The sequence below is a fragment of the Maribacter sp. PR66 genome, assembly GCF_028464205.1.
Classification (GTDB): domain Bacteria; phylum Bacteroidota; class Bacteroidia; order Flavobacteriales; family Flavobacteriaceae; genus Maribacter; species Maribacter flavus.
This window is the reverse complement of record NZ_JAQPCH010000008.1, coordinates 1-25610: the sequence shown is the minus strand read 5'-3', so window position 1 is coordinate 25610 and position 25610 is coordinate 1. Positions and strand designations below refer to the sequence as shown.

General features: G+C 41.9%; 16 protein-coding genes and 2 tRNA genes. 10 read left to right on the top strand and 8 right to left on the bottom strand.

Features of this window, described 5'->3' with window-relative positions; translation table 11 throughout:
* Positions 1-51: 51 nt before the first annotated feature.
* Positions 52-1203 carry a type IX secretion system outer membrane channel protein PorV gene (gene porV / locus PP181_RS13715; RefSeq protein ID WP_154920493.1) on the bottom strand — a complete coding sequence of 384 codons (1152 nt, stop codon included), beginning with the start codon at positions 1201-1203 and terminating at the stop codon, positions 52-54.
* A gap of 391 nt (positions 1204-1594) precedes the next feature.
* Here porV and gldJ point away from each other — a divergent pair, with 391 nt between their 5' ends.
* Both gldJ and PP181_RS13705 read left to right on the top strand, forming a co-directional pair.
* Positions 1595-3259, top strand: a complete 1665-nt coding sequence (gldJ, locus tag PP181_RS13710; RefSeq protein ID WP_138259591.1) for a gliding motility lipoprotein GldJ — start codon at positions 1595-1597, stop codon at positions 3257-3259.
* Positions 3260-3322: 63 nt separating this feature from the next.
* Positions 3323-4594, top strand: coding sequence for a UDP-N-acetylmuramoyl-tripeptide--D-alanyl-D-alanine ligase (locus PP181_RS13705; protein ID WP_272637526.1), 1272 nt, complete (start codon positions 3323-3325; stop codon positions 4592-4594).
* A 37-nt stretch (positions 4595-4631) separates the two neighbouring features.
* Here PP181_RS13705 and PP181_RS13700 read toward each other — a convergent pair.
* Positions 4632-4706 (bottom strand) — tRNA-Val (locus PP181_RS13700).
* A 174-nt stretch (positions 4707-4880) separates the two neighbouring features.
* Between PP181_RS13700 and PP181_RS13695 the strand changes: the two genes are divergently transcribed.
* Genes PP181_RS13695 through PP181_RS13680 form a run of 4 tightly spaced genes read left to right on the top strand, consistent with a single transcriptional unit; the run spans position 4881 to position 12002 of the window.
* Positions 4881-8081, top strand: coding sequence for a DUF1553 domain-containing protein (locus PP181_RS13695; RefSeq protein ID WP_272637525.1), 3201 nt, complete (start codon positions 4881-4883; stop codon positions 8079-8081).
* 11 nt (positions 8082-8092) lie between these two features.
* Positions 8093-9559 (top strand): DUF1501 domain-containing protein, encoded by a 1467-nt coding sequence (locus PP181_RS13690; RefSeq protein WP_272637524.1) that lies wholly within the window; start codon positions 8093-8095, stop codon positions 9557-9559.
* Between the two features lie 13 nt (positions 9560-9572).
* Positions 9573-10625 (top strand): 6-bladed beta-propeller, encoded by a 1053-nt coding sequence (locus PP181_RS13685; RefSeq protein ID WP_272637523.1) that lies wholly within the window; start codon positions 9573-9575, stop codon positions 10623-10625.
* A gap of 15 nt (positions 10626-10640) precedes the next feature.
* Positions 10641-12002, top strand: coding sequence for a c-type cytochrome domain-containing protein (locus PP181_RS13680; protein WP_272637522.1), 1362 nt, complete (start codon positions 10641-10643; stop codon positions 12000-12002).
* A gap of 80 nt (positions 12003-12082) precedes the next feature.
* On the opposite strand, the gene PP181_RS13675 is transcribed toward PP181_RS13680, so the two are convergent.
* The 6 genes from PP181_RS13675 to nhaD form a co-directional block, all read right to left on the bottom strand.
* Positions 12083-12157, bottom strand: a tRNA-Val gene (locus tag PP181_RS13675).
* A 58-nt stretch (positions 12158-12215) separates the two neighbouring features.
* Positions 12216-13427, bottom strand: coding sequence for a bifunctional folylpolyglutamate synthase/dihydrofolate synthase (locus PP181_RS13670; protein ID WP_272637521.1), 1212 nt, complete (start codon positions 13425-13427; stop codon positions 12216-12218).
* Positions 13424-14359 (bottom strand): cell envelope integrity protein TolA, encoded by a 936-nt coding sequence (locus PP181_RS13665; RefSeq protein WP_272637520.1) that lies wholly within the window; start codon positions 14357-14359, stop codon positions 13424-13426. Before PP181_RS13665 ends, PP181_RS13670 begins: the two co-directional genes overlap by 4 nt.
* On the bottom strand, positions 14359-14745 hold the full coding sequence (locus tag PP181_RS13660) for an ExbD/TolR family protein (protein ID WP_094997637.1): 387 nt from the start codon (positions 14743-14745) through the stop codon (positions 14359-14361). The genes PP181_RS13665 and PP181_RS13660 overlap by 1 nt, the downstream gene beginning before the upstream one ends.
* A gap of 9 nt (positions 14746-14754) precedes the next feature.
* Positions 14755-15447: a MotA/TolQ/ExbB proton channel family protein gene (locus PP181_RS13655; protein WP_272637519.1), complete on the bottom strand. Its 693-nt coding sequence runs from the start codon at positions 15445-15447 to the stop codon at positions 14755-14757.
* 50 nt (positions 15448-15497) lie between these two features.
* Positions 15498-16832, bottom strand: coding sequence for a sodium:proton antiporter NhaD (gene nhaD / locus PP181_RS13650; protein WP_138259583.1), 1335 nt, complete (start codon positions 16830-16832; stop codon positions 15498-15500).
* A gap of 295 nt (positions 16833-17127) precedes the next feature.
* Here nhaD and PP181_RS13645 point away from each other — a divergent pair, with 295 nt between their 5' ends.
* From PP181_RS13645 to PP181_RS13630, 4 genes are all read left to right on the top strand, one after another.
* On the top strand, positions 17128-18267 hold the full coding sequence (locus PP181_RS13645) for an acyl-CoA dehydrogenase (protein WP_154920344.1): 1140 nt from the start codon (positions 17128-17130) through the stop codon (positions 18265-18267).
* A 318-nt stretch (positions 18268-18585) separates the two neighbouring features.
* Entirely contained in the window at positions 18586-23094 is a 4509-nt protein-coding gene (gltB, locus tag PP181_RS13640) for a glutamate synthase large subunit (RefSeq protein ID WP_272637518.1), read from the top strand.
* A gap of 9 nt (positions 23095-23103) precedes the next feature.
* Complete coding sequence (locus tag PP181_RS13635) at positions 23104-24570, top strand: glutamate synthase subunit beta (RefSeq protein WP_272637517.1); 1467 nt, start codon at positions 23104-23106, stop codon at positions 24568-24570.
* A 341-nt stretch (positions 24571-24911) separates the two neighbouring features.
* A complete protein-coding gene (locus PP181_RS13630) occupies positions 24912-25316 on the top strand; it encodes a hypothetical protein (RefSeq protein WP_272637516.1) in 405 nt (134 codons plus the stop codon).
* Positions 25317-25610 lie beyond the last annotated feature (294 nt).

Below are 25610 nucleotides of genomic sequence, written 5' to 3'. Positions count from 1 at the left end.
CAAAACAAAAAAACCCGCAAAATGCGGGTTTCTATTTATTTTTTTCGGAAATTAATCGTTATAAAACTCCTCGCCCAAACTAAAGGTCAACCCAAAGCGTAGCGTGTTTTCCAAAGGGTTTCTAACTTGGGAAGTAGAGAACAAATAGGATAGGTCGATTTGTGCCGACTTAAACTTGAATCCCGCTCCCAATGTAAAAAACTTTCTAGAGCCCTTTACCTCGCTTTCGTTAAAGTACCCTGTTCTTACCATGAAGGAATCTTGGTATACGTATTCAGCGCCTAAGGCCCAAGTCATCTCTTGTAGTTCCTCACTAAAACCATCTGGGGCATCCCCAAAGGAGCTGAATATTCCACCAAAACCACTTTCGTTTTGGTAGATATCGTTATCCGCAGAATCTATTACCCCATCACCATTTTGATCTTGCGGTGTTGGAACCAACAATTTGTTAAATTCTGAAGTAATTCCAATAACGTTGTCCTGATCTAAAATAAAATCAAATCCAACCCCAAATTTTAGGTTGCTGGGCAAAAAGTTTTCCTGACCACCCTCATCATATTGTATCTTACCTCCAATATTGGAAATATTGAAACCTGCCCTCCAACGCCCATCAAAATTATTGTAGGCAATTTCCCGGGAACGATAGAATCCGGCCACATCCACTGCAAAAGAACTCGCCGCTTGGGAATCTACGGAACCGCTCTGTTGCGGCAAACGTAGGTTGGAACGAATGTACCTACCAGCAACCGCCATGGAAAAAGTTGGGCTTAGTTTTAGAGAGTAGGAACCATCCAAAGCCAGTTCATTAGGTTTTGCCAAAGTACCAGGGTCATTAGCAAATTGGCGCAATTCTATTTCCCCTAATGTAAAGTATCTCAAACTAACGGCAAAAGCGCTCTGCTCATTAATTTTATTATAGTAACTACCGTTCAATAAAGAAATGTCTGTAATGATACTTTCTAGATATGGTGTATAGCTAAGCCCTATTCCCATTTTGCGCTCCGCAAATGCAAATTTTGCAGGGTTCCATTGTTGTGAAAAAGCATCGGTAGAAGTTGCGACCCCCATATCACCCATACCCGCGGAACGAGCATCGGCAGCAATTGTCAAAAATGGGACCGCCGTAGTTATAACCCTATTATCGTCTTGGGCATTGGCCTTCACAAATAAGGCAAGCATTAAAATAAATGTAAGTTTTTTCATTAATTCAATAGTTGATATAAAGTGGACCAATTTAGTGTTTCGATGACTTTGGTCCACATAATTTTATATGTAAACGCTGTTTTCAACGTTATCTTGCACCATTAAGTATATATTTTTGGTTTTTTTTAATACTCTTGCTAAAGCCAAGGCATTCTCCCTTTTTAGTTAAGCCTCGAATATACTATATCCTTTTTTGCTGCGTTATTCCTCATAGAACAAAATTGCTATCAAAAATATTTTAAGGCTGGATTTACCAAAAATATTTTAAACGATAAAATATAATAATCAAAACATCGTTTTAACCAGCAAAAGCGATAAAATTAAATTAAAATCCAAATCAAATTAGACTAGCGAACTATTAGTTTAAACAGATTGAACTCAAGTCCTAATTATGAAAAAACAGTTTATTAAAGTTGTACTCTCATGCACCGTGATTGCGGGAGGTTTTACAGTTACCAGCTGTTCCAAATCTACATCCTCCAAAAATGTGTCCAGAGCTACAGGTTGGAAGATAAATGAAAAGGAAGGTGGTTTTCAATACAATACTGACTTCAAAGAGCAAGAGACCGCTCCTGGACTAGTGTTTGTTGAAGGTGGAACTTTTACGAAGGGAAAAGTACAGGATGACGTAATGCATGATTGGAACAATACCCCTACTTCACAACATGTTCAATCCTTTTATATGGATGAGACAGAGGTCACGAATGTCATGTATCTGGAATATTTGGATTATCTAAAAAGCGTTTATCCTCCTGAAAATCCCAAATACGCTAACATTTACAAAGGTGCCTTACCTGACACCTTGGTTTGGAGAAACAGATTAGGTTTTAACGAAACCATGACCAACAACTATTTAAGACACCCTGCCTATGCAGAGTATCCGGTAGTTGGAGTAAACTGGATCCAAGCGACCCAATTTGCGGAATGGAGAACGGACAGAGTAAACGAAATAATGCTTGAAAGGGAAGGTTATTTGGCAAAAGACGCAAAATATCAAGCTCTGAATGGCGAAGTTGCCGGAACTTTTAGTACGGAGGCTTATTTAAACAGACCGGAATCCGTTTACAATGGTCAGATCGACTCCCTACAAGGGAAGATGAAAAAGGATAGTGTCCCTGCCTATGCAAAAAGAAGTAGCGGTATTATTATGCCAGAATATAGGCTCCCTACGGAAACTGAGTGGGAATATGCCGCACAGGCACAAGTAGGACAAAGGGAGTACAACAACTACAGAGGTAGAAAAAAATATCCTTGGGAGGGTGACTATACCAGAAACGGACAAAGAGTTGGACGTGGCGATCAATTGGCCAACTTCAAGCAAGGAAAAGGAGATTATGGCGGAATCGCCGGATGGTCCGATGACGGTGCCGATATTACCGCAGAGGTTATGTCCTACAAGCCTAACGACCTTGGTCTTTACGATATGGCCGGTAACGTAGCTGAATGGGTAGCCGATGTTTACCGACCCATAGTCGACGATGAAATAAGCGACTTCAATTACTACAGAGGAAATATCTACATGAAAACAGCCATTGGCGAAGATGGAAAAGTAAATATCCTACAGGATTCGATTGTTTACGACACGTTGCCAAATGGAAAAGTAGTTGCCGTTAACCTACCTGGTGAGATTAAAATGGTTCCTGTTGATGAAGAAGAGACCTATTTGAGGACAAACTTCTCTTCCAGTGACAATAGAGGTTATAGGGACGGTGACCCTGGATCTTCAAGATTTTTTGACAGATTTAGCGACGAAGAGGAATCTGAAGAACTATCCATGTACAACTCTCCAAAACATAAAGTTGAGAGAGATTCAGCCGGTAACCTTATCAGACAGTACGATCAGTCAAATGATAGGACGTCTTTGATAAACGATGAAGTTCGTGTATACAAAGGTGGTTCATGGAGAGACAGGGCATACTGGTTAGATCCTGCACAGAGAAGGTACCTACCACAGTATATGGCAACGGATTATATAGGATTTAGATGTGCCATGTCCAGAGTAGGTTCTAAATCAAAGACAAAGAACAAAACTGTTAGAGGACAAAAAGCCAAATAATTTTTGGTATCCAAATAAGATAGAGCCCTTTGAAAAAAGGGCTTTTTTTTTATCTTCGATTTCATGAAAATAAACGAACTGCACAACCTTTTTTTAAATTACCCTAGTGTTTGTACGGATACCCGAAAAATCAAACCAGGAGATCTATTTTTTGCACTGAAGGGCGATAATTTCAACGGGAACGAATATGCAGGGGAAGCTTTAAAAAAAGGGGCGGCCTATGCCATTATCGATGAAGAGAAATTTTCAGGTAAGCAAAGAATCTTAGTTGCAGATGTGCTAAAAACACTCCAGGACCTAGGTACCTTTCATAGAAAATTTTCCAAGGCAACAGTAATTGCCCTTACTGGAAGTAATGGCAAGACCACTACAAAGGAACTTATCAATTCCGTGCTTTCCCAGAAATACAGGACCATTGCAACTTCCGGCAACCTCAACAATCATATAGGAGTGCCATTGACCTTGCTCTCCATTAAAGAGGACACGGAGATTGCTATTGTGGAGATGGGTGCCAACCATCAAAAAGAAATCGCTTTTCTAAGTTCCATTGCGGCACCGGATTTTGGCTATATAACGAACTTTGGCAAGGCGCATTTAGAAGGTTTTGGCGGCGTGGAAGGGGTTATTAAAGGGAAAAGCGAACTATACGATTTCTTGATGGCCAATAACAAGGGGATCTTCATGAATGCCGATGACCCTATTCAAAAAGATAAGCTCAAATACTACATCAAAAAATACGGGTTTAGCACCTTCGACTCCAAATTCTATCCGATTTCACTAGTAGAATCGAATCCATTTGTAGTCGTAAATGTTGAGAAAAGCATTATCAGGACCCAACTTATTGGGGCATATAATTTCTCGAACTGTTGCGCCGCGATTATCATGGGAAAATACTTCAATGTACCATTGGAGAAAATTAAAGAAGGGCTTGAAGGCTATATTCCATCGAACAATAGATCCCAAATCATTGAAAAAAATAGTCTTAAGATTGTCCTGGATGCCTATAATGCAAACCCTTCAAGCATGTCTGCCGCTATAGAAAATTTTGCAAAAATGGCAGGAAATACTAAAGTCCTGTTTTTGGGCGATATGTTCGAGCTTGGGGAAAGCGCCCATGAAGAACATCAGAAAATAGCGGATTTGACCAAGGAACTAGGTTTCGAAAACATTTTTCTGATCGGTGAAAATTTCTACAAAGTAACGAGTGAATTCAAAAAAATGAAATCGTTCGACCAACTGAAACAACACCTTCAAACCGATAAGATTCAAAATGCCCTATTGTTTATAAAAGGTTCCAGGGGAATGGCCATGGAAAGAATTCTGGACCTTCTCTAAATTAGTTCTGGATATCAAACCAAATACAAAAAGAGAGTGGGATATACTGGATTCGAACCAGTGACCTCTGCCCTGTCAAGGCAGCGCTCTAAACCAACTGAGCTAATATCCCATTTTGGAGGGCTAAGGTACTACTAAATTTTAGTTCGATAAAGGAATAAAATCCAATTTGGATAAAATTTAAAAATCCATTTAGTCCAAACTTTGGAATTCAAACCAATCTCCTTTCTGCGCTTTTTTCAAAAAAAAGTGTACATTTAAAGGAATAACCTCGATTTCTATTTAGATGGATTTCAAGTATTTCGGATACTTCGTTCTTGCCTTGTTGCTTAGTGGCTGCAAGTACAATCTCCCGGAAGAATTGGAGATTGCATATACGGACCTACCTGAAAAAATCGACTTCAATTACCATGTAAAACCAATTTTGTCAGACCGGTGCTATGCCTGTCACGGTCCGGATGAAAATACGCGCAAAGGAGGATTGCGATTGGATATTGAGGAATCAGCATTTCAGATACTTCAATCTGGGAATAGAGCATTCGTTAAGGGAAATCCTGGCGATAGCGAATGTATTCAACGAATCCTAAGTGACGATCCGGAACTTCAAATGCCTCCTCCCGAATCGAATCTATCACTTACAAAAAGGGAGAAGGCCCTATTGATCAAATGGGTAGAACAAGGAGCCCAATGGAAGAATCACTGGGCGTTTCTCAAACCAATGAAACAAGCCGTTCCTTCACGAATAAACGAGGATTGGCCATACCAAAATGAAATAGACGGTTTTGTACAGGCAAAATTGATAACTAAAAAATTTGTCCCCTCACCAGAGACCGAAAAGGAAAAATTGATTCGAAGGGTAACCATGGATTTAACGGGACTTCCTCCTACCATTGGGGAAATCGATGCATTTTTAAAGGACCCAAGTATTGATGCCTATGAAAAGGTAGTGGATAGGTTGCTTAAAACCGATGCACATGCAGAACGGTTAGCCTTGGACTGGATGGACCTTGCCAGATATGCCGATTCCCATGGACTACACGCCGATGGTGCACGTTTGATGTGGCCATGGCGGGATTGGGTCATAAAAGCCTTCAAGGATAATATGCCCTACGACCAATTTGTTACTTGGCAATTGGCGGGAGACCTTTTCCCCAATCCAACAAGAGAGCAAAAACTGGCCACGGCGTTCAATAGAAATCACCCAATGACAGCTGAGGGTGGAGCTATTGAGGAAGAATTTAGATTGAACTATGTCTTTGACCGCACGGAAACCGTTTCTACCGCTTTTATGGGACTTACAGTAGCCTGTGCAAGATGCCATGATCATAAGTTCGACCCTATAAGCCAGAAGGACTACTTCCAAATGTCGGCGTTCTTTAATAATGTAAAGGAATTGGGAATGACAGGTGACGATGGTAATTATGGGCCTATGCTCCCCCTTCCTAACAAAAGTACCGAGGCCAAGTTGAACGACCTTCAAAATGAAATTACCGAAAAAGAAAAGGAGCTCGTGCTGACAAAAAATGAACTCGCCCAACTTGAGGAATATATCAAAACCTTACCTGATTCCTTTATTGAAACCGGAAAATTGAATTACTATCCTTTGGACAAGCTCTCCAAATCCAATAAAGGTCATATTGCCGACCAAAATAAGGATGCTACTACCAAGGAAGCACCAAAAGTAGTTGAGGGCATAAAAGGCAATGCCTTTCTTTTCAATGGGGAATATGACGAATTATATCTTCACAATATTCCAAATTTTGAATGGATGGATTCCTTTTCGGGAAGCATATGGATCCAAACCTCAAAAAGAGATTCGGCCAAAACCCAGACCATCATGGGTACGTCCGGGGACAAAAACAACTTTTGGCGCGGTTGGGATTTCTACTTGGACGGGTCCAATCGGCTCAACGCAAGACTCATACACTCCCTACCCCATAATTATATTCATGTTAGGTCCAAGGATTCCATCAAAACTAACGAATGGAATCATGTGGCCTTCACCTATACAGGATCTTCAAAAGCAAAAGACCTGAACCTGTTTATCAATGGCGAAGAGGCAGATTCAGAAATAGTTTTCGATAATTTGTATAAAAGCATAAAGACAATCCGAAGCGGTGATCATTCCGCTTACCATGCTCCAGTAAGGGTGGCAAAGAGTTACAGAGGTTTTACTGGCGAAAATGGGATTTTTCTAGGTAAAATTGATGAAATCCTATTATTTAATAGAGGCCTATCCCCTATTGAAATAAAAAGATTGGCCTCGTTACAAAACGAAACCAACACACCTACAGTAGACAAGAAATATTGGATACAGCAATCCGATGCAGTTCAAAACCTGGAAAAGGAATTAAGAACGTTACGGGCAGATTGGTTAACAACCATGGAACCTATCATGGAGGTAATGGTTATGGAAGAAATGCCCACAAAAAGGAAAGCCTATTTGTATGACCGTGGAAACTATGACCAACCCACCCAGGAGGTCGAAGCGAATACCTTATCCATTTTACCAGAATTTTCGGATGATTTGCCAAAAAATAGATTGGGCCTCTCAAAATGGCTATTTTCAAAAGAACACCCTTTGACCGCCAGGGTAACGGTCAATAGATACTGGCAACTACTTTTTGGGAAAGGATTGGTGGACACGCCTACGGATTTTGGTGTACAGGGATCGCTACCCAGTCATCCGGAACTATTGGATTGGTTGGCCATTTCGTTTATGGACAGTGATTGGGATGTAAGGGCATTACTAAAAAAAATGGTGATGTCACATACCTATAGGCAATCTTCCAAGGTATCTGAGGAATTGTGGCAAAATGACCCTGAAAACATATACCTGGCAAGAAGCAATACCTACAGGTTACCTGCGGAGCTTATACGCGACAATGCATTGGCAGCCAGTGGTCTTTTGGTACCAACGGTTGGCGGTAAAAGCGTAAAACCGTATCAACCCGCGGATCTCTGGATTGAAAAAACAAGCTTTTCGCATGAATTGATGCGATACAAAGAAACCAAAGGCGATAGCCTGTACCGGAGGAGTCTCTACACGTTTGTTCGACGAACACAGCCCCATCCGGCCATGATAGCTTTTGATGCCCCATCCAGAGAGGTATGCACCATATCCAGGGAAAATACCAACACACCATTACAGGCATTGGTCCTATTAAACGACAAACAGTTTGTTGAAGCATCCAGGATCTTGGCAGAAAGGATTCAAAAGGAAGCGGGAGACACTTTGGATAAACAAATAACCCATGCTTTTAGACTTGCGACAAGCCGAAGGCCCAAAAAAGAAGAATTGCAATTGTTAATCGAGTTTTACGACCAGCAAAAAAAGAGATTTCAAAAAAATCCGTCCGAAGCCACCAAACTTTTGTCCGTTGGGGAAAAAATTGTCGATAATTCACTGGACATGACAAAAACCGCCGCCCTCACCATGGTAACCAATACTTTATTGAACCATGATGAGGCATATACCAAAAGATAATCCAAATAGTTATGTGCAACAACCATAATAAAAATTATACACGAAGGGATTTTTTGACCAAGACATCTTTGGGCATGGGAGCACTTAGCCTTGGTTCCCTAATGGACTCCTCATTGCTTTTTGGAAATACCCCAAAAACAGTCCAAAAAGATTTCGCAAATGGCGGAGGGATTTTGGGTCAACCACATTTTGCACCAAAGGCCAAGAGAATCATTTACCTTTTTCAGAGTGGTGCCCCGTCCCAATTGGACCTGTTTGATTACAAACCCCTGTTGAACAAGATGCAAGGTCAGGATTTACCTGAAAGCGTGCATGGCGGACAGCGATTAACGGGGATGACCTCTGGCCAGGCCTCCCTGCCTTTGGCGGGTACCTTATCTACTTTCAATCAATTTGGGGACAGTGGGGCCTGGATGACGGATTTAATGCCGCATACTTCCAAGATAGTGGATGATTTATGCTTTATCAAATCCATGTATACGGAAGCCATCAATCACGATCCGGCCATTACCTTTATGCAAACAGGTTCCCAATTACCAGGTAGGCCCTCCATGGGTTCATGGCTTAGTTATGGACTTGGTACCGACAATAAAAACCTTCCAGAATTTGTAGTACTCGTGACCAAAGGAAAAACGGGGGGACAACCGTTATATTCCAGATTATGGGGCAATGGATTCCTGCCTTCACAGCACCAGGGTGTACAATTTAGGGCAGGAAAAGATCCAGTGCTTTACTTAACTAATCCACCAGGTGTGGATTCCCAAGGAAGAAGGGAGCAATTGGATTACCTACAAAAGTTGGAACAATTGAACCAAAAGGATATTGGGGACCCGGAAATAATGGCACGTATGGCACAATATGAAATGGCCTTTAGAATGCAAACCTCCGTACCTGAAATTATGGATACTTCATACGAGCCTGAATATATTTATGACATGTACGGCGAGGACAGTAAAGTTCCAGGAACTTTTGCAGCTAACGCCTTATTGGCAAGAAGGTTAGCAGAAAGGGATGTCAAGTTTATTCAATTATATCATCAAGGATGGGACCAACACGGAAATTTGCCCAGTGCACTAAAAAGACAGTGCAAGGATACCGACCAAGCAACGGCCGCCCTTATAACAGACCTTAAACAAAGGGGGATGCTTGAAGACACATTGGTCATATGGGGTGGTGAATTTGGCCGGACCAATTACTCCCAAGGCCAATTAACGGCGACGAATTTTGGCAGGGACCATCATGGTAAATGCTTTACGATTTTTATGGCAGGTGCTGGAATAAAGGGAGGAATGACCCTAGGTGCCACGGACGAATTTGGGTTCAATATTACACAACGGCCCGTTCACATCCATGACTTCCAAGCTACAGTAATGCATTTACTGGGTATAGATCATGAACGCCTAACGTTTAAATTCCAAGGAAGAAGATATCGCCTTACGGATGTACATGGAGAGGTTGTAAAGGAAATTTTGGCCTAAAATATATCGGTATATGAAAAATAAGAGACGAATATTTATAAAAAATACGCTTGCCGCTACTACGGCAAGCATGATCGTACCAAAGGAAACTTTCGGTATTCTAAAATCCAAAAAATATATGGAGGGTATTGTTGGACATGGTGATTTTACATATCAAGTGGATAAGGAATGGGGAGTACAAGATCCTTCCAAAGTACCCGTAAATGATTGCCATGAAATGGTAATGGACAGCCAAGGAAGAATATTGATGACGACTACCGGTGCAAACAATGATAACATCATCGTTTATGACACGGCCGGTAAGGTATTAACATCTTGGGGCAGGGAATTTCCCGGGGCACACGGACTTTCCATCATGGGGGAGGGAAGCGACCAATTTCTACTCATTACAGATCCGGAAACCCATAAAGTCCATAAAACAACCTTGGATGGCAGGATTATATTGACTCTGGAGCGACCTAAGGAAGTTTTAGGGTATCAAAGTGATGAACAGTTCAAACCTACCGAAACGGCCATTTTACCCAATGGGGATTTCTATGTGGCCGATGGCTATGGGGAAAACTATATCATCCATTACAACGAGAAAGGCGAGTATTTAAACCATTTTGGGGGAAGCGGTAACGGGCCGGGCGAATTTAACTGTTGCCACGGAATTACCCTTGATACAAGGGACGCCTCCAACCCAACGCTTTTGATTACGTCCAGGGCGAGTCAGGAATTCAAAAGGTTTTCTCTGGATGGAAAACATTTAGAAACCATTAAGTTGCCAGGATGCTCCATTTGTAGACCTGTCATTCATGGCGATACTATTTATTTCGCGGTGATTGTCACTAAAACTTGGGATTCTTGGGATGGTATGCTGGCCGTACTGGATGCAAACAATAAAGTAGTTTCCCTACCTGGCGGAAGCGCTCCAGAATATGTAAACAACATTCTGGTAGAACCTCAGTACGACGGTAGCACTTTTAGAAACCCCCATGACGTCTTGGTCGATGCGGATGGTAACCTTTATGTTCCGCAGTGGGCTTCGGGAAAGACGTATCCCATTAAACTCCATCGGGTTTAAATCCAAACCGTTAAAATGACCTTGTTCCTGTTTACAGACTTTACCTATTTTCTGGGTCGGTTTCATCCTGTTTTGGTACACTTGCCGATCGGGTTTCTTTTGCTGGCTATCTTGCTGGAATGGTATCAACGTATCAAAGGAAGAAAAATTGGTCAATTAATAGGCTATGCTTGGTTATTGGGCAGCCTTGGCGGCTTGGCATCCATCATTTCTGGATGGTGGTTGGGCGATACGGGATTATATCTGGAGGACGATTTGTTTTTTCATCGCTGGCTTGGAGTCTCCTTGGTGATTATGGGCTTTATAGGCTGGTGGCTAAAAAAAAATTGGAAACGCTGTCCCCTTGGAATTCAGAACACCATAAATATCCTTGTCCTATTGGTAATTTTTATAGAGGGACACTTGGGGGGAACGTTGACCCACGGACCGGACTACCTTTTGGAATATGCCCCCGCCTTTATCAAAAACAAGTTTGCGGAAAAGGAATTTGGTAAAACCGATTTTTCAAACCGGGATTCCATATTGGCCTATGAAGATTTGATAGCTCCTATTTTCCAGGAAAAATGTTGGGCATGCCACAATACCAAGATCCAAAGGGGACAATTAAATATGGAACACTCGGATTCGCTGCTCAAGGGCGGTGAAAGCGGTCCAACTCTAATAGCTGGTAACGCTACCGAAAGTGAACTTTTTAAAAGGGTTACCCTATCCCCAAAAAGTCAAAAATATATGCCGCCCGTAGGGGAGCCCCTTACTTACGCCGAAATTCAATTATTGGATTGGTGGATTACCAATGGTGCCGATTTGACAATGAAAGTTGAGGAAGGAAACGCCATAGGTCCCATAAAATCGATATTGTCTAAAAATTATGGAATCGATACCACCCCAAAACCTTGGTACGAAACGGTAAAAATAGAACCTGTGGATTCCCTTGTAATTGATAAACTCATTGATCAAGGTTTTTCGGTCAAAAAATTGGGACAAGAAAATTACCTATTGGATATCAAATACAACGACCAAGAACTAACAGAAGAAAAATTAAAATCCTTGTTAGAAGTGTCCGATCATATTACATGGCTATCGTTCGCCAAAAGTAATATTTCCGATAGCCAGCTCAATTATATATCAAAATTCCCCAATCTTACCCGGCTTCAGTTGGAAAAGACCCCCCTCACCGATACAGGAATAAAACAGCTTTCGACACTTAAGCACTTGGAGAGTATCAATCTATATGAGACCAATGTTTCGGAAAAATGTTTGGAGGACCTGTCCAAAATTGCAAGCCTAAGACGCATTTATCTTTGGAATACATCGACAGACAAAAACATAGTTCAGGAATTCAAAGTGAAAAACCCCCAAATGGAAATAATTTTCTAGTAAAATCAGGAAAAAGTAACTCTTTGTCCAAGCAGAAACAAAAAACCCGTACTATGTTAAGTACGGGTTTTTTTAATTCGTGGGCCCTACTGGATTCGAACCAGTGACCCCCTGCTTGTAAGGCAGGTGCTCTGAACCAACTGAGCTAAGAGCCCTAAAAGGAGTGCAAATATAGAATAGTTTTATTTACACCAAAAGAAAAAAATAAAAAATTTAAACAACTTCTGCCACTACAAAAGTACTACCTCCTACAAAAATAAAGTCGGATTTTGTAGCAGCTTGTTTTGCAGCAGCATAGGCTTTTGAAACGGTATCAAAAACAGTCCCATGTAAATTATAATCTTCGGCCATTTCCTTTAGTAAATTGGCAGGGAGACCACGAGAAATATTCGGCTGGCAAAAGTAATAGACGGCATGGACTGGGAACATGGGCAGTATCGAATTTAAATCCTTTTCTTTTACAAAACCTAGGACTATGTGCAATGTATCATAAACCTCTTCCATTAGCTGATCCAATACCAACTGCAATCCTTCCTTGTTATGTGCCGTATCACATATAATCTTTGGCGCTTGTCCCAATTGTTGCCAGCGACCCATCAGGCCCGTATTTTCGATAACCTTGTGTAATCCTTTCGCAATATTTTCATTTTGAACGTTAAAACTTGGCAACGTCGCAATGACCGCCAAAACACCTTTGATGTTCTTAGTTTGATATTTTCCTTTTAACGATGTCTGGTACGTTTCAGAAATTTCCTTTTCCGCAAATATCAATTTAGCATTCCTTTCTTTAGCTATTTCCATAAACACAGGTGCGGTTTCATCGTGATATTCACTAACGACCACAGGAACATTTGTCTTGATGATTCCTGCTTTCTCAAAAGCGATTTTAGGAAGGGTATCCCCTAGCATTTCCATATGGTCAAAGCCAATATTCGTTATCAAGGAAATTTCAGGTGTGATGATATTTGTAGAGTCCAATCTTCCTCCCAGTCCTACTTCAACCACGGCAATATCCACCTGTTGTTCCGAAAAATACCGAAATGCCATACCTACGGTCATCTCAAAAAAGGATAGGTGTCGGTTATCAAAAAAATCCCGGTTTTCGGAAATAAATTTTGTTACGAAGCCTTTTGTGACCGGTTTTCCATTGATCCTGATACGTTCCCTGAAATCCTTAAGATGGGGCGATGTATAAAGACCCACCTTGTATCCTGCTTCCTGTAGTATGGATGCGAGCATATGGCTGCTGGACCCTTTACCATTGGTTCCCGCTACGTGGATACTTTTAAAGGTTTTGTGTGGATTTCCTAGATATTCTGAAAATTCTAGAATTCCATCCAATTTAGTGTTAAACGCGATCTTACCCTTCTGCTGGTACATTGGAAGTTGTGCGAACATCCAATCCAAGGTCTGCTGATAGGTCACTCCCCTAGTTTAAAGTTCACTACTACAAATCCGATCTGTTGACTTGGTGCATTGGAATCAAGGTTCCATTTGTGCATAAAGGCTGTTTTTCTGGCGGGTTCCAACAGACATGGGTTATTGTTGGTGGTACCTCGTACACCCGGCGTAGCGGATATTACCTTACCGCTCCTATCAACCACAATTTTGACCACAACCCGTCCGGATTCGTTGCATTCTTGTGGTACTTTTCCCTTATCCACCAAAGAGCGTCCATTAAGGCCATAACCTCCGGTTCCACTACCGGAACCCGGACTCCCATAGTAACTAGTTGCATAAGGGTCTCCATCTGGACTTCCTTTATCACCGGCCCTGTTGTCATCGCCCTCACTCCCGGAAGCCGTTCCGTCAGATTTATTTAGTCCGCCCATAAGTTCGTCCAACTTACGTTTTTTGGCCTCCTGTTCCTGCCTGGCTTGTTCTTCGGCTTCCCGTTTTTGTTGTGCAATTCGTTCCGCTTCGGCCTTTGCTTTTTGTTCGGCGGCCTCGGCCTTTCGTTTTTGTTCCGCTGCAGCGGCATCTGCCTTTCTCTTGGCCTCTTGGGCCTGCTTTATCCTGATAGATTCCTCATCCTCTTGGGTAAGCACTTTTTCTGATGGTGCCTCCTTGACCTGTTCTTCCTGCACTTTTTCCGGAACCTTTTCAATAGCTTCCGATACTTCTTGTTTTGTAGGTTCTACCGGAGGAGTTTCCAAAGGTTCCGAACGTACGCGCTCCTTAGGTTGTACCCTTCCGCTACCAAAATCGGTCGTACCAAAATTCACAGATATTCCGTTTTCAATCGGTGGATCCATATAGGTCAGACCAATATAGAAGAGCACCAACAACAGAATGCTCAAAAGCAAGGTCGTTAGTGTTAGGGATTTTTTCTTGTGTCTCGTGTCTAAAAATGCCATTAGTTAGGCCGCACCGCCAAAATGACCTTGTAATTATTCCTATTGGCAATATCCATTACGTTTACCGCCTCTTTTATGGCAACGCTCTCTTCTGCCCTTAGGATAATCGTAGGCTTTTCTTGGCCTTCCAGTGCTTTTTTTAATTCAATTTCAATGTACTCTCCGTTAATTCTCTGGTTGTTCACAAAGTACTGTAAGTTCTTATCAATACTCACGGATACATTTTGTGTATTGGTGGACTTTCCTTTTGCCTTTGGCAACAATAAATCCAGTGCATTTGGTGAATTGGCCGTTAACATGAAGAAAATCAATAATAAAAATACGATGTCCGTCATGGACGACATGCTAAAGTCTGGACTAACTTTATTCCTTCCTTTTAATTTCATATTGAAATATTAAAGTGGTTCGTTCAAAAGATCCAGAAACTCTACGGCATTGGCCTCCATTTTATGGACAACCTTATCCGTTCTGTTCACCAAATGGTTATACCCCATATAGGCGATGATACCCACGATTAGACCCGCAACCGTTGTAGTCATTGCGGTGTAGATACCGGAAGCCAAAGAGCCCATTTCCGCTTGACCACCACTACTGGCCATTTCATGGAAAGCCAAGATCATACCGATTACAGTTCCCAAGAATCCGATCATGGGTGCCGCCCCGGCAACGGTAGCAAGAACGCTCACGTTCTTTTCCAGTTTATAAACTTCAAGGGTCCCCGCATTTTCAATTGCGGTGTTGATATCGTCCAATGGTTTTCCAATTCTGGAAATACCTTTTTCGGTCAATCTAGCCACAGGAGAATCTGTTTGGGCGCATAGAATTTTGGCAGCCTCCAATTTTCCGGAAGTGACATGATCCCGTATTTGGTTCATGAAATTCTTATCGATTTTGGAAGCGGCATTGACGGCCAAAAGCCGTTCAAAGTAAATGTAAAGGGCTATGCCCAACATCAAAAACAATACGGTAATGATAACGACGCTACCCGTACCGCCATTAAAAACCAAGTCCATTACGGAAAGTGTTTTCTCTTCGGAAATCACTTCGCCCATATCCGGATCTTGTGACAAATCTTGTATTAACAACATAGTATTCTATAAATGAAATTTGCCATTATAACGGTGAATTGCAGATTAAATTATCCGTGCAGGACAAAATCTCTTAATAAAATGAACACTCCGGCACCTGCGATAAATCCAACAAAAGCAAGCCATGCTATTTTTTTCAAATACCAGAAAAAGTCGATTTTTTCCATGCCCATAGCAACAACCCCTGCCGCAGAACCAATTATTAACATACTTCCGCCTGTACCGGCAGAATATGCGATAAAATGCCAAAGAGGATTATCCATAGATTCCCCGAACATTCCCATACTAGCGGCAACCAAAGGCACATTATCAATTACTGCAGATCCTACACCAAACAACATCACCACGATATCCGTATTGGGAATCGCCTGATTCAAACTTTCGGCATAATGGAAAAGCATTCCCAGGGATTCCAAGGCGGCAACGGCCAAAAGGATTCCCAAGAAGAATAAAATACTGGGCAATTCTATTTTTGATAAGGAGTGATGCACGGGGCTATGGTGTCCTTGTGTATCGCTGTGTTCCCCATCTAAAGAAGTAATACTAAACTTTTTGTTACTATAAATCTCTGCGAACGTCGCAACCACGGCCAAGGAAAGCATCATACCAACGTATGGCGGTAGATGTGTAATAGTCTTGAAAAAGGGTACAAAAACTATGGCTCCAAGACCTAAATACAACATTGTAGAACCATACTTGGATTTTGGCGTCTCTTCTTCAAAACTACCTTCTATATTTCCTTTAAAAGCACTATTTGTTCCCGCGATAAGTGTGGGGACTACCATACAAATTATTGAAGGAATCAATACATGTATTACCAACTGCCCAGCAGATACCTTGTTGGCTATCCATAACATTGTGGTTGTTACATCACCTATTGGGGACCACGCACCCCCTGCATTGGCGGCGATGATTATCATACCCGCAAACCAAAGTCTGGTATTCCTATCGTTGATGACCTTTTGCAAAATGGTAATCAGTACAATCGTTGCGGTAAGGTTATCAATGATGGCAGATAGAATAAAGGCCAAAATAGAAAACAACCATAATAACCTTCTTTTGCTCCTAGTCCTAATGTATCCTTTGATGGTGGCAAAACCGTCAAAATAATCGATAATCTCAACAATGGTCATGGCTCCTAAAAGAAAAACTAAAATTTCCGCCGTCTTGCCTAAATGGTGGAGCAAAATCTCATCCAAGTGTGTCGGCTCCAATTCCCTTAGCTCCGCATTCACTTCAAAAACGGGCATATGGTTCAAGGCGATGAGCGCCCACAATATGGCCATCATGGCCAAAGCTGGAATCAGCTTATCGATTTTTAAATTATGTTCCAGGGTAATCGCGAGATATCCCGCTAAAAAAACAATGATAATAATGGTTTCCATGCGCTGTTGGTTTTTAGTTTCCTCCTATGTAAGGTATCAAATATAAGTCTGAATTATAAATTTTGAAATTCCCTAAAGATATCCAAAATTGTCAATCCTACCATAGCCAAAAATAGATTATCCTAAAGGCGTTTGAAAGTCAATCCATTACATCGCATTTTTTAACAAAATTATGTCTCTCGGTAGAATTAAGTCGGTAGATATCGTAACATAGAATTGAACTGATTCAATATCAGATTAAATAATTAAATGGTATAGGCTTATATTTGTTGATATACCTTTTTAAAAAAGCACGATGGATTTTAAACTTACCGAAGAACAGGAACTGATCAAACAAGCGGCACGCGATTTTGCACAAAACGAATTGCTCCAGGGAGTAATTGAAAGGGATGAGCAGCAGAAGTTTCCAAAAGAGGAAGTAAGAAAAATGGGGGAACTGGGTTTTTTGGGAATGATGGTGGATCCAAAATACGGTGGGAGCGGATTGGATACCCTCTCTTATGTACTGGTGATGGAGGAACTATCCAAAGTAGACGCCTCCTCCTCTGTAATCGTATCTGTAAACAATTCATTGGTCTGTTGGGGTCTTGAAACCTATGGGACCGAGGAACAAAAGGAAAAATATCTGCATAAACTGGCAACGGGGGAAATCATTGGGGCGTTCTGTTTATCCGAACCCGAGGCGGGCAGTGACGCCACATCCCAGAAAACCACTGCGATTGACAAAGGAGACCATTATCTTTTGAACGGTACCAAGAATTGGATCACCAACGGTGGAACGGCAGGCGTATATTTGGTCATCGCCCAAACGGATAAGGATAAAAAGCATCGGGGAATCAATGCGCTCATTGTAGAAAAGGGAATGGAAGGTTTTGAAATTGGCCCCAAGGAAAACAAATTGGGTATCCGTGGTAGCGATACCCATTCCTTACTATTTAATGATGTAAAGGTGCCAAAGGAAAACAGGATCGGTGAGGACGGATTTGGATTTAAATTCGCCATGAAAACCTTAGCAGGAGGAAGAATAGGAATTGCCGCCCAAGCTTTGGGCATTGCCGCAGGTGCGTATGAATTAGCCTTGAAATATTCACAGGAAAGAAAGGCGTTTGGAACAGAGATCAGCAATCATCAGGCCATAGCCTTTAAACTTGCGGATATGCATACCCAAATACAAGCGGCAAGATTGTTGGTTTATCAAGCAGCAAAGGAAAAAGACAATGGAGCGAACTATGACCTTTCGGGTGCCATGGCCAAATTATATGCCTCACAGGTAGCCATGGAGACCACCGTTGAAGCCGTACAGATTCACGGAGGAAATGGATTTGTTAAGGATTATCATGTGGAGAGACTAATGCGTGACGCCAAAATTACACAAATTTATGAGGGCACATCTGAGATCCAAAAAATCGTTATTTCACGGTCCATCTTAAAATAAACCTTTTTTAAGTTAGTAACACCCTATAGAAATTAGGGTGCAAGCAATAAAAAACAAATCCCATACCTGTTACCCATAACATAAGTAGGGGTTAAATTGTGATATACCTTCATTTCAATACCACGACCCCCAATATAGTCAATGGGCTTACTTAATATTATCATACATTTATCAATATGATAATTTGACCTACTCAAAAATTATGATTTAAAGATATTTTAAGCTTTATTTAAAAACGTTAAATATTTTACTTGATTACCCTTTAATCACTGATTATAATTTAAATAAAATAATATTTTTGAAGAAATACGATAAATTATGAGATTGAAGAAGCAAGGACTTTATCTACCAGAATTTGAGCACGATAACTGTGGTGCCGGTTTTATTTGTAGCCTTAAAGGAAAAAAATCCAATGATATTATTCATAAGGCACTTGAAATTCTGGAACGGCTGGAGCATAGAGGTGCTGTAAGTGCAGATGGCAAAACAGGGGATGGTGCAGGTATATTGATAGATATACCCCATGTCTTCTTCAAGGAGGTTTGCACTTTTGAACTTCCAGAACAAGGTGAGTATGCTGTTGGCAACGTGTTTTTCCCACAAAAACAGAATCAACGGGAGTATTGCATTAAAGTATTCGAGGAAAACATAAAGAAACAAGGGCTTAAATTACTAGGCTGGAGAAACGTTCCGGTAAACCGTTCCGTACCCGGAAGAATTGCTGCCGAAACCGAACCTTTTGTAAAACAAGTTTTCATAGCAAAGGAGAACAAGGAACAATCCTACTTCAATTTCAATTTGAAATTGTTCATAGCCAGAAAGGTCACTGAACACGCCATTATAAAATCAAAACTTTCCGAAAGTAAGTTTTTCTACGTACCCAGCCTATCTACCAAGATTATAATATTTAAGGGGCTTCTGATGCCCATGGACATCAGTCTTTATTATTCCGATCTCATGGACCCAAGGGTCGTGACAAGATTGGCCTTGGTACACCAACGCTTTTCTACCAACACATTCCCAACATGGGATTTGGCACAACCATTTAGGTATATGTGCCACAATGGAGAGATAAACACCTTGAGAGGAAACGTTTCAAGGATGTTCTCCAGACAAGAGCTACTGGAAAGTGAAATGTTTGGCGATGAAATTAAAAACATACTTCCTATCGTTTTACCGGGCAAATCGGACTCCGCCACTATGGATATGGTCGTTGAGTTATTGCTCATGACAGGACGCTCATTACCAGAGGTCATGATGATTTTGGTTCCCGAAGCTTGGGAAAAAAATACGGAAATGTCCGAAGCGAAAAAGGCCTTCTACGAATACCATTCCTGTATGATGGAACCATGGGACGGCCCTGCCTCCATTCCCTTCACGGATGGAAACTACATTGGTGCATTGCTTGACAGAAACGGGCTTAGACCGTCCAGATACTCCGTTACCAAGGACGATTACGTGGTTATGTCTTCCGAAACGGGCGTCGTTGAAATCGCCCCTGAAAACGTGGAATTCCACGGCCGTTTGGAACCCGGAAAAATGTTCTTGGTGAACATGGAGGAAGGTCGTATCGTAAACGATGAGGAAATCAAAGAGGAGATAGCCAAAAAACATCCGTACAAAAAATGGTTGGACAACAACTTGGTCCACTTAAAGGATATACCTTATAACGACTGTCCACTGTTCTTGGGAGAAGCTTCCCTAGAAAAGCGTAAGTCGGTTTTTGGTTATACCTTGGAAGATATCAACACCATTATACTTCCCATGGGAAAAACAGGTAAGGAGCCTATTGGGTCCATGGGTTCAGATACGCCCATTGCCGTTCTGTCAGAAAGGCCACAACTTATCTACAATTACTTTCAGCAGCTATTTGCACAGGTAACCAACCCGCCTTTGGATGGTATTCGTGAAGAGCTGATTACTGATATAAGTCTAACCTTAGGCAGTGACCATAATATCTTTGAATTTTCGGAACTGCATTGCAGGAAGTTAAAGATCCAGAACCCGGTAATTTCCAAAGAGGATTTGGACAAGATCAAGAATTATGACGCCAGTCCGGATTACAAGGTGGTTTCCATTTCCATGCTATATCCAGTGGAAAAGGGACATAATGGCTTGGAAGATGCCTTACAGTCCATATTGACGCAAGCCTCGCAAGCTGCGGACGAGGGGGCGAATATTATTATTTTATCCGATAGAAATGTGAACAAGGAGAACGCACCCATACCGGCGTTATTAGCTTGTTCCTATATAAATAGCGGACTACAAAAACTGGGCAAACGTTCAAAACTTAGCATCATAATAGAATCAGCGGAACCAAGGGAAGTACATCACTTTGCTTTGTTGTTCGGGTTTGGGGCAAGTGCCATCAATCCATACTTGGTAAACGAAATCATCGGGGAACAAATCGAGGAACAGGATATCCATGAATTTACCTTTGAAGAGGCCATTAAGAATTACAATAAGGCCATTGGGAAAGGTATCTTAAAGGTCATGAACAAAATAGGCATCTCTACCTTGAACTCCTACCGTGGTTCCCAACTGTTCGAGTGTATAGGTATCAATACAAAAGTGGTCGATAAATATTTCCCCAATACGCCTACAAGGATTCAGGGAATCGGCCTTTACCAAATAGAGAAAGAGGTAGCAAAACGCCATCAGAAGGCATTCTCCACCAAGGAGGTCGATGCCAATTTGGACCTGGAAATTGGAGGCGAATACAGATGGAGAAGAAATGGCGAAAAACACATGTTCAATCCTTTGACAATCGCCAAACTCCAAAAATCCGTAAGAAACAACGAACCTGAAACGTATAAGGAGTTCTCACAAATGGTGAACGAGCAGGCCAAAAACTTGATGACCATCAGGGGACTTTTCGAGTTTTCAAACTATGACCCAATTCCTTTGGACGAGGTTGAACCATGGACGGAAATCGTAAAAAGATTTAAGACCGGGGCGATGTCCTACGGCTCCATAAGCAAGGAAGCCCATGAGAATTTGGCCATTGCGATGAACCGAATTGGAGGTAAAAGTAACTCCGGTGAAGGAGGTGAAGATGAGGAGCGATTTTACAAAAATGCCACCGGGGATTGGCGTAACAGTGCCATAAAGCAGGTTGCTTCGGGAAGATTTGGGGTAACATCCAACTATCTCACCAACGCCAAGGAAATCCAGATTAAAATGGCCCAGGGGGCCAAACCAGGGGAAGGCGGACAATTGCCGGGACCCAAAGTAAATCCCGCCATTGCCAAAACTCGAAATTCCACACCGTATGTAGGGCTGATCTCGCCACCACCGCACCACGACATTTACTCCATTGAGGATTTATCGCAGCTGATATATGATTTGAAATCGGCCAACAGGAAGGCCAGGATCAACGTAAAACTTGTATCGGAAGTAGGTGTTGGAACGGTCGCAGCCGGGGTTGCAAAAGCCAAAGCCGATGTGATTTTGGTATCCGGTTTCGATGGTGGTACGGGAGCCTCTCCCCTCACCTCCTTGAAACATGCCGGGTTGCCGTGGGAGCTTGGGATTGCCGAGGCACAACAGACATTGGTACTCAACGATTTGCGTAATAGAATCGTTTTGGAATGTGACGGCCAATTGAAAACGGGCCGAGACGTTGCTGTAGCCTGTTTGTTAGGTGCGGAGGAATTTGGCTTTGCCACCGCGCCTTTGGTCGCATCGGGTTGTATCATGATGCGCGTTTGCCATTTGAATACCTGCCCGGTTGGTATCGCAACACAGAATCCAGAACTGCGTAAAAAGTTCGAAGGAAAACCGGAACACGTGGTCAACTACATGTATTTCATAGCTCAAGAATTGAGGGAAATTATGGCTCAGCTTGGCTTTAGGACCATTAACGAAATGGTAGGGCAGGTGCATAAGCTAGACCGAAAAAAGGCCATAGATCATTACAAGGCCAATGGCATCGATCTGACCCCTATTTTGCATCAGGTCGATGTGCCAAAAGGAACCAAATTCTATAATACGGAAAAACAAAAGCACGATGTATTCGATTCCATCGAATTCGATATCATAGAAAAAGCAAATCCGTCCTTGTTCCGAAAGGAAAAATTGACCTTGGATTACCCTATTAGCAATACGGACAGGGCCGTAGGTGCAATTATTAGCAATGAAATATCCAAAACTTATGGTGCGGAAGGTTTGCCGATCAACACCTTGAAGCTTAACTTCACAGGATCTGCAGGTCAAAGTTTTGGCGCCTTTGCTACCAGAGGCTTGACCATGATCGTTAATGGCAATACCAACGATTATCTAGGAAAAGGACTTTCAGGGGCAAAGTTGGTTGTGCGGGTTCCTGAAGGCTCCACCATCGTTCCGGAAGAAAATGTAATCACAGGGAACGTAACGCTTTATGGCGCCACTGCCGGTAGGGCCTATATAAATGGTAAGGCGGGTGAGCGTTTCTGCGTTAGAAATTCCGGCGCAAAGGCTGTTGTGGAAGGTATTGGAGACCATGGTTGTGAGTACATGACCGGGGGGGTTGCCGTTATTTTGGGTGAAGTTGGAAGAAACTTTGGTGCCGGTATGAGTGGGGGTATCGCCTACGTACTCGATGAGAAAAAGACATTTAGAAACAGATGTAGCGGGGAAGGTCTCAATCTTTTGAAAGTGGAAGAAGATCAGGACATCAAACAATTGAAGGATTTGATTACAAGCCATTACAATTCCACAATGAGTCCATTGGCCCAACGTATTTTGGAAAATTGGGAAGCTTATCTACCTAAATTCATCAAGGTGTTCCCAGAGGAATATAGACAGGCATTGATACGCTTGGAGAAAGAAAATTTACAAACAATATAAAATCGGGAAATGGGGAAGATAACAGGATTTTTGGAAATCGATAGAAAGGTAGAATCATATGCTCCTGTGGAGGAGCGTATAAAAAACTTTAGGGAGTTTACGCTGCCTATGGAGGAAAAAGATGTTAAGGACCAAGGTGCCAGATGTATGGATTGTGGAATCCCGTTTTGCCATAGCGGTTGCCCTTTGGGAAATTTGATACCAGATTTTAATGATGCAGTTTATCGTGGTAAGTGGGAAAAGGCGAGTGAAATACTACACTCCACCAATAATTTCCCAGAGTTTACCGGTAGATTGTGCCCGGCACCTTGTGAAGAAGCATGCGTTTTGGGTATCAATGAAGATCCGGTAACCATTGAAAATATTGAAAAAAACATTGCTGAGACCGCATTTAAAAAAGGATGGATTACAGCAAAGCCTCCTTTGGAGCGAACAGGTAAAAAAGTGGCCGTTGTAGGTTCCGGACCCGCAGGTTTGGCTGCTGCACAGCAATTGAACAGGGCAGGTCATCAGGTAACTGTTTTTGAAAGGGATGAAAAACCGGGTGGTTTGCTGAGATATGGCATCCCAGATTTCAAAATGGAAAAGCATGTAATAGACCGAAGATTGGAGGTATTGAAAGAAGAGGGAATCGAATTCAAATGTGGTGTGCATGTTGGTAAGGATATTAAGGCCGATGCCCTAAAAAATGATTTTGACGCTATTGTGCTAACAGGTGGCGCAACCGTAAGAAGAAAGTTGCCCATTGAAGGAGCCGATTTAAAAGGTGTAGTGCAGGCCATGGACTTCTTGGGACAAAACAACAGACGTGTTGATGGCATCAAGGATTTGGGTGAAGAGATTTTGGCAACGGATAAGGATGTCGTCGTTATTGGTGGTGGGGACACTGGTTCCGACTGTATTGGGACCTCGTTTAGGCAGGGGGCCAAATCGGTTTCCAATTTCGAGATTATGCCCATGGGCACACCCGATAGACCCAAGGACCAACCTTGGCCATTCTGGCCGATGCGATTGAGGACCAGTTCCTCCCATAAGGAAGGGGCCGAGCGTTTTTTTAGTATATCGACCAAAAAGTTTATAGGCGATGAAAAAGGCAACCTAAAAGGGTTGATAACTTCTGAAGTAGAATGGGTCACCGTACCCGGACAAAGACCGCAATTAAAAGAGGTTGAGGGCACAGAAAAGGAATGGAAATGTGAATTGGCATTGCTAGCACTTGGTTTTACAGGTTCTGAGAACACGATTGCCGAGCAACTAGGTTTGGAGATGGACAACAGAACCAATATTAAAGCCTCTGAAATCGATTATAAAACAAATGTCCCTGGAATATTTGTTGCAGGAGACCAGCGAAGGGGTCAGTCCCTCATCGTTTGGGCAATTTCAGAAGGTAGACAAGCGGCGCACCATGTCGACAAATATTTGATGGGGGAATCGGCATTGCCATTAAAGGGCGATGGTGATTTGCCAAGGGTTTAACCCAAATATTATGCATCTGGACTTCGTCATGAGGGTTCAAATTCAATAAAAACAGGTGTTTTCTTGATGTTAGCATAGCATGGCTATGGTTAAATTAAAAAACAGCTAAAACATCGTGTGTTTGAAGTAGTTTGAAGCCGTAATACCTACTCGTCCGTTCAGGCGGGGATTTTTTATTGCTCATTTTGGGTTTTAGAAATCCTAACAGTATAGGGAACCGTCTCGTTCTTGAAATGAGGCGGTTTTTTTTGCTGTACTTGGCTCAATTTTTGATTCAAAAAAGATAGGTCTAACGGCCTTTATAAAATCGCCACTGGACTAAATACCCTCAAAAAGAGCATATGTCAAAATATTTAGTGGTGATGTCCTTGCCTTTAATCAACTCGTGTATCCCAATAAGAATCGCTCCATCTATAGAGGATTACACGATTTCAAAAGGTAAAAAGTTTAAAAGACAACTTCCAAAACGACAAATGTATATTTTTGAAGACCCTAAGCAAGCGAATGAATTTTACAATTATATCAATATAAAATATTCTTTAAACGATGTAGATGTCTGGCTCGATGTTCCCTTTACCATTGAAGACAAGGACTTTCTATTTTCATTTTATGAAGTAGAAATACCAACAAAAACGGTCAATTTGGTACCCCTTTCTATTGATGGGGTTTTGCATACTGCCGAATTGGATCCGGTTATGGGCAACCTCTATGAAACAAGAAAAGGAAATTGGTATATCGCTATTTAAGTATACGACCAAAATTATAAGGATTGTCTGTCAGCCGAATTTGACTATAGGAAGGAAATTATTGAATATTTAGTCTTGCTGAAAAATGAATACTTGGTAACATCCAATTATAACGAAGTTCTATTTAAGGATTGATGAATTGAAAGATACTTTCCAAACCGATATTCATTTTATAAGTATGACTTCTTTAGATTAGAAGAAAATCATACTATCATTTACAGACATAAAAAAAGCCCCTTACGTTATGTAAGGGGGCTTTGAGGAAGGCGGCTACCTACTCTCCCACTTGGTATA

What these genes read in the sequence shown, in the direction of transcription:
- gltB (WP_272637518.1), top strand. Translation starts at nt 18,586, where the DNA reads ATGAGATTGAAGAAGCAAGGACTTTATCTACCAGAATTTGAGCACGAT.
- PP181_RS13635 (WP_272637517.1), top strand. Translation starts at nt 23,104, where the DNA reads ATGGGGAAGATAACAGGATTTTTGGAAATCGATAGAAAGGTAGAATCA.
- PP181_RS13695 (WP_272637525.1), top strand. Translation starts at nt 4,881, where the DNA reads ATGGATTTCAAGTATTTCGGATACTTCGTTCTTGCCTTGTTGCTTAGT.
- PP181_RS13630 (WP_272637516.1), top strand. Translation starts at nt 24,912, where the DNA reads ATGTCAAAATATTTAGTGGTGATGTCCTTGCCTTTAATCAACTCGTGT.
- PP181_RS13680 (WP_272637522.1), top strand. Translation starts at nt 10,641, where the DNA reads ATGACCTTGTTCCTGTTTACAGACTTTACCTATTTTCTGGGTCGGTTT.
- PP181_RS13690 (WP_272637524.1), top strand. Translation starts at nt 8,093, where the DNA reads ATGTGCAACAACCATAATAAAAATTATACACGAAGGGATTTTTTGACC.
- PP181_RS13685 (WP_272637523.1), top strand. Translation starts at nt 9,573, where the DNA reads ATGAAAAATAAGAGACGAATATTTATAAAAAATACGCTTGCCGCTACT.
- PP181_RS13665 (WP_272637520.1), bottom strand. Translation starts at nt 14,359, where the DNA reads ATGGCATTTTTAGACACGAGACACAAGAAAAAATCCCTAACACTAACG.
- PP181_RS13655 (WP_272637519.1), bottom strand. Translation starts at nt 15,447, where the DNA reads ATGTTGTTAATACAAGATTTGTCACAAGATCCGGATATGGGCGAAGTG.
- porV (WP_154920493.1), bottom strand. Translation starts at nt 1,203, where the DNA reads ATGAAAAAACTTACATTTATTTTAATGCTTGCCTTATTTGTGAAGGCC.
- PP181_RS13705 (WP_272637526.1), top strand. Translation starts at nt 3,323, where the DNA reads ATGAAAATAAACGAACTGCACAACCTTTTTTTAAATTACCCTAGTGTT.
- nhaD (WP_138259583.1), bottom strand. Translation starts at nt 16,832, where the DNA reads ATGGAAACCATTATTATCATTGTTTTTTTAGCGGGATATCTCGCGATT.
- gldJ (WP_138259591.1), top strand. Translation starts at nt 1,595, where the DNA reads ATGAAAAAACAGTTTATTAAAGTTGTACTCTCATGCACCGTGATTGCG.
- PP181_RS13645 (WP_154920344.1), top strand. Translation starts at nt 17,128, where the DNA reads ATGGATTTTAAACTTACCGAAGAACAGGAACTGATCAAACAAGCGGCA.
- PP181_RS13660 (WP_094997637.1), bottom strand. Translation starts at nt 14,745, where the DNA reads ATGAAATTAAAAGGAAGGAATAAAGTTAGTCCAGACTTTAGCATGTCG.